The organism is Sutterella sp. (assembly GCF_030539355.1).
Lineage (GTDB): Bacteria > Pseudomonadota > Gammaproteobacteria > Burkholderiales > Burkholderiaceae_F > Sutterella.
The window spans coordinates 1-5,240 of sequence record NZ_JAUNSF010000144.1 but is presented as its reverse complement, the minus strand read 5'-3'; the positions used below and the strand labels follow the sequence as shown (position 1 = coordinate 5,240).

At 66.0% G+C, this 5,240-nt stretch carries 3 protein-coding genes; 2 read left to right on the top strand and 1 reads right to left on the bottom strand.

Going from position 1 to position 5,240, the window contains the following annotated elements; all coding sequences use genetic code 11:
• Positions 1-182: 182 nt before the first annotated feature.
• On the bottom strand, positions 183-1,103 hold the full coding sequence (locus tag Q4F91_RS12665) for a manganese-dependent inorganic pyrophosphatase (RefSeq protein WP_303338092.1): 921 nt from the start codon (positions 1,101-1,103) through the stop codon (positions 183-185).
• An 855-nt stretch (positions 1,104-1,958) separates the two neighbouring features.
• On the opposite strand from Q4F91_RS12665, the gene Q4F91_RS12660 reads away from it, so the two are divergent.
• Together Q4F91_RS12660 and Q4F91_RS12655 are read left to right on the top strand one after the other, a co-directional pair.
• Entirely contained in the window at positions 1,959-4,430 is a 2,472-nt protein-coding gene (locus Q4F91_RS12660) for a molybdopterin-dependent oxidoreductase (protein ID WP_303338091.1), read from the top strand.
• A 15-nt stretch (positions 4,431-4,445) separates the two neighbouring features.
• On the top strand, positions 4,446-5,045 hold the full coding sequence (locus Q4F91_RS12655) for a 4Fe-4S dicluster domain-containing protein (RefSeq protein ID WP_303338090.1): 600 nt from the start codon (positions 4,446-4,448) through the stop codon (positions 5,043-5,045).
• Positions 5,046-5,240: the final 195 nt, after the last annotated feature.

Below are 5,240 nucleotides of genomic sequence, written 5' to 3'. Positions count from 1 at the left end.
TGAAGACTTGAGGTCAATCAAGCCGCTGAGGAGCTAGGGGCTGGGAGTCCCCGTTCTTCCTTGATGAGGGAGCGCGGGTTTTCTTTCTGCACGAAAAACGAAACCCGCGCGGGCCTCATGGCGTCGCGCGGGTTCGCTGCGTCCGGTATGCGGGGCGGGAGCCCCTTCAGCGGATCAGTAAATTAATCCTTGAAGACCTTCTCGAGGTTCGGCACGACCTGCTTCTTGCGGGACATGACGCCCTCGAGCCAGAGGTTGCCTTCGCCCAGCGTCTTGCCCCAGGCGCTCGCGACCTTGGCGGGATCGTCGGAGGCCATCAGGAGGACGGAGCCCTCCTTCATGATGTCGGTGACGAGGAGCATCGCGGTGTGGCGGCCCTCGGCCTTCATGCGGCCGAGATCCTCGAGGAGCTCGGCGAAGCGGTCCTCAAGGAGGGAGAGGTCGACGAGCTCGAGCTGGCCGATGCCGATCTTCTTGCCCGACATCGTGAAGTCCTTGAAGTCGCGCAGGATGAGGTCGCGGGCGGCGACGCCCTTGACGGCGGACTTGGCGGTGAAGAGCTCCATGCCGAGCGCCTTGATGTCGGCGACGCCGGCGATCTCGGCGAGCTCAGCGGCGGCGGCGCGGTCGGCCTCCGTGCAGGTGGGCGACTTGAAGATCACCGTGTCCGAGAGAATCGCGCAGAGCATGGCGCCGGCGAGCTCCTTGGAGGGCTTCTTGCCGAGGTAGTCGTACATGCGCTTGATGATCGTGTTCGTGCAGCCGACCGGCATGATCACGCACTCGACGGGCGACGAGGAGGTCATGTCGCCGAGCTTGTGGTGGTCGATGATGCCCTTGAGGTTGCAGTCGGAGAAGTCCGACGGAGCCTGGCCGAGGTCGGAGTAGTCGACGGCGTAGACGTCGCGGCCGGCGACGCTCGTCACGACGGCCGGGGCCTTGAGGCCGAAGCGCTCAAGCACGAAGGCGGTCTCGGGGGCCGGGGTGCCCTGGGCGACGGCCTCGACTTCGAGGCCGCGCTGCGTGTAGAGGTCGGCAGCGGCGAGAGCGGCGATGATGCTGTCGGTGTCGGGATTCTTGTGACCGATGATAAGAGCGGACATAACGAGTGATGCTAGAAACATGGAAGAGGCCCAGGGGCCGTTGACTTCCCCCGCGGGCTCTTCAGGACCGGGGTCTTCGTCTCACTTTGAAGCGAGGCGAACTTGAGGCGTCCTGCAGGCTGCGGCGGGGCAGAAAAATTTTGCGAATCCCATCATTCTAGGGGATGCGGAGGAGGATTTCTCGCTGCGAGGGCGGGTGTTGGAGCAGAGCGACTTGTGACAGTCCCCGGCAACGGCAATATGGCAGTGGCCGGCACCTCCCATGACAGCCGTCGGCAAAAGGAAAATGACCGGCCCCGGCAACGACGGACGGCAGTCTCCCGTGTTTCCCGGCCTCTCCGGCGGCTGACTGCTTTGGCATAGGTTGTTCCTATGAATTCTTGAAAATCGATTATTCATACCATTTTAGAGGTAAGGAAAACCCTAATACGCTTCACCTTCCGGCGGAGCCGCACTATGTGCCCTGCATGCCGGGACGGCAGACTTTCCGGGGTTTTCAGGGCCTTCGGCACAGGGTCCGTCGTTTTCCTTCGGGTGAATAGCGGTCGGGAAAATCTAAGGGTTTTCCCTGACAGGGCTTTTCCGGCATGTCCCTTACTCTGCTCTTCAGCCGATGACACGGCCGGGGAATGGAAAAAGGAGAGCATTCGACCGGACGGGCATCAGGCAAAAAGAAAAACAAGGACTGAAAGTTGTCCGTCTCACAAAAAAAGCCTCACGGCAGGCGTTGCGTCCCAGGGACGCGACGTTCATGCGGTGAGGCTTTTTTGCATCCATAATGTTTTCAGAGACAATCCGCTGCCCGCCGTCCGGACTCCCTCCGGCGCGCAGCCTGACCCCGAGGTGACTGAGAAGATGCTTGAGCTTGAGGGCTGGGAGGCCCGACCCGCCGCCTGCATGATCTGCGGCGGCCAGTGTGGGCTTCTGGTGCTGAAGAAGAAGGGCGAGCCCGTGAGCCAGGGCACGGTGAGAATCGAGGCGAACCCGACGCATCCGCAGCGCGGTTGCTGCGGCCGCGGCGCGCAGGCGATGTGGACCTGGAACCATCCGCTGCGCCTGAAGAAGCCCATGAAGCGCACGGGCCCGCGGGGCTCGGGCCAGCTCACCGAGGTCTCCTGGGACCAGGCCCTCGACGACATCGCCGCCCGTATCCGCGCGATCGTGGAGCAGGACGGCGAGCGCGCCGTGGCGATGACGAGCCACAACTTCTCCGCGCTGCAGGAATGGCTTGCGGCGCCGCTCGGCACCCCGAATGTCATCAGTCACTCCTCGACCTGCAACAGCGCGAGCTCGGCGGGGCGCCGCATGGTGTTCGGCCGCGGCTTCGACGGCCCCGGCAGGGTGGAGCCCGACTACGCCCGCGTGAAGTATCTCCTCTGCATCGGCCGCACGCTCAACTGCGCCGTCGGCGTCACCTCGAGCGTCTCGGGGGCCCGCGATGAGGGCGCGCAGGTGGTCTTCGTCGATCCGAGAAAGCCCGGCGCCGCCTGCGGCGACGCCGAGTGGGTGCCGATCCGCCCGGGCACGGACGCGGCTTTCATCCTGTCGCTCATCCACGTGGGCGTCGCCGAGGGACTTGTTGACACGGCGTTCCTCACGCACCGCACGAACGCTCCCTATCTTGTCGAGGCGGGCACGCACCGCCCGCTGGCGGCGGCCGAGCTGATCAAGGGCGCTGCGGCGGACGCCTGGGCCGTCATGGACGCCCGCACCGGCGCGCCGGCCGCGATGGCGCTCGCGCGCAACGACAAGGGCGTCGCCACGGGCTTTGACGAGCCCGAGGGCGTCGAGCCCGTGCTGGATTTCGCGGGCGAGGTCACCGCGGCGGACGGCCGCGAACTCAAGGTCGAGTCGTGCTTCCACGCCTTCGGGCGTGTGTTCGGCGTCTGGACGCCGGAGCGCGGCGAATCAGTGACCGGCATCCCGGCCGGGACCATCACGCGCATCGCGCGCGAGTTCTTCACCCGGGGCGGCGTCTGCGACGACGGCTGGTACGGCTCGAGGAACGGCAACGACACGCGCGCCTTCGCGCTCATGAGCATGCTCAACCTTTTCACGGGGACGCTCGATCAGCCGGGCGGCTTCGTGGTCACCCAGGGCGCGGGCTACGCCGGCCCCTCGGTGAGCCAGAAGGCCGGGAAGGGCCGGGGACCGCACGGCGAGACCTGGACCATAACCGAGCCCACGGCGCTCGACCGCAGGCTCTACCCCGAGGGCGGCGGCACCTTCTCGGCGATCTTCGACGCGATCGAGAAGGGGGACCCCTATCCGATCCGCGCCGTCTTCATCACCGGCACGACGATGTTTCATCGCGAGGCCAACTCCGAGCGCCTCGCCCAGGCGCTCAAATCGCTCGACCTCCTCGTCGTGCAGGACATCCTCCCGCACGAGGTCGTGGACTACGCCGACTACGTGCTCCCCTGCACGTTCTTCCTTGAGACCCGCTCGCACGGCGTCGTGCGCTGGGCGCTCGACGGCAGCGTCGCGCTCTCGGACCCGGGGATCGACCCGCCCGAGGGCTGTGAGGCCCGCGAGGAGATCTGGCAGTACTGCGAGATCCTGCGCCGCGCGTTCCCGGAGCGCGCCCGCGAGCGCCTCGGCTGCGACCGTGAGATCGCGACGCGCACCGAATTCAAGGCCTGGTACGGAGCGCTCGAGGACGCGGCCTGGGAGAAGTTCCTCGCCCGCAAGGACGCCGAGATGCCGGGCGAGGGCGAGCGCATCCGCGCGGACGTGGAGAAGGAGGGCTGGGCGCTCGCCGCCCGGAAGCGCTTCGGCGTCTTCCCCTGGAAGCGTCCCTTCGGCACGCCCACGGGAAAGCCCGAGATTCTCTCCTTCCTCTTTGAGGAGCGCTACGGCGAGACGGGCGCGAGCGCCTTCTCCGGGCTCTGCGACTGGGAGCCGCCGCCCGGCTACACGCTCCCGAGGCCCGGCACGAACGAGTTCTATCTCGTCACAGGCAAGGACAGTGCCTCGGGCTCGGGCGCCGCGCTCTTCTCGTGGCCGACGAAGTTCCTCGGCGACCGCACCGTCTGGATGAACCCCCGGGACGCCGAGCGCCTCGGGATCCGGAGCGGTGACACGATCGAGCTCACCGGCATCGACACGGGCGCGAAGGGCAGGAGCGAGGTGACCGTCACCGAGCGCGTCGTAGAGGGCGCGCTCTTCGCCCACGGCTTCTCCGGAGGCGTGCGGACGAAGCGCGACCTCGGCGAATTCGAGTTCGCGCGCGAGGGCGTCAACACGCATTGGTTCGCGACGGGCTCGAGGGAGCGCGTCACTGGGGCGCTCGCCAACAATTCCTCTGTGCGCGTCGAGCGCGTCTGAACCTGGAGAAACACGGTGACGACCCCCGGAACCGAATCGGCTCCCGTCCAGTTCGCGCACCTCTGGGACGGCTCACGGTGCATACGGTGCTCCGCGTGCATCGTCGCGTGCGCGCAGACGAACTTCCCCGAGCTCCTCAACACGGAGAACGCGGGTTGGGAGACGCTCCCCGCCAACACCCGCTGGGAGACGCTCTTCGAGGACGGCCCCGATGCGCCCAAAATCCTCGTGCAGTGTCAGGAGTGCGGGGAGGCGGCCTGCATCGCGGCCTGCCCCTACCGCTGCAACTACCGGGACGAAAAGACGGGTCTTGTGAAGATCGATCCGACGGCGTGCGTGGGCTGCGGGCTCTGCGTGACGATGTGCCCGTACGACCTCCGCTGGATGCATCCGGTCACGCGCCGGCCCGTGAAGTGCATGGGCGAGGGGTGCGAGAAGCGCCTCGCGGCGGGCCTCGAGCCCGCCTGCGTGGCGATCTGCTCCACGGGTGCGCGCGCCTTCGGCAACTCGGCCGACCCGGCGTCCGACTTCTCGGAGCGCTTGAGGCGCTCGGGCGCCGAGCGGCTGCTGCCCGAGGAAGGAACGGAGCCCAACTTCTACGTCGTCATGCCCTGATCTGTTCAGCGGCGTCAGTAGATCTTTTCTATCGTTTTCTGTTTTCGATAGATTGAACCCCTTACAGGGTAGGTGTTTTACCTAGTATCGTTCAGTTTAATCGAACGATTCTGTAATTGTGTTCGATTGAATTACATAGAAATTTTTCATTCGATCTTGAAAGCGTTTTGCCGGACGTGAACAGCGCCCGTCAAA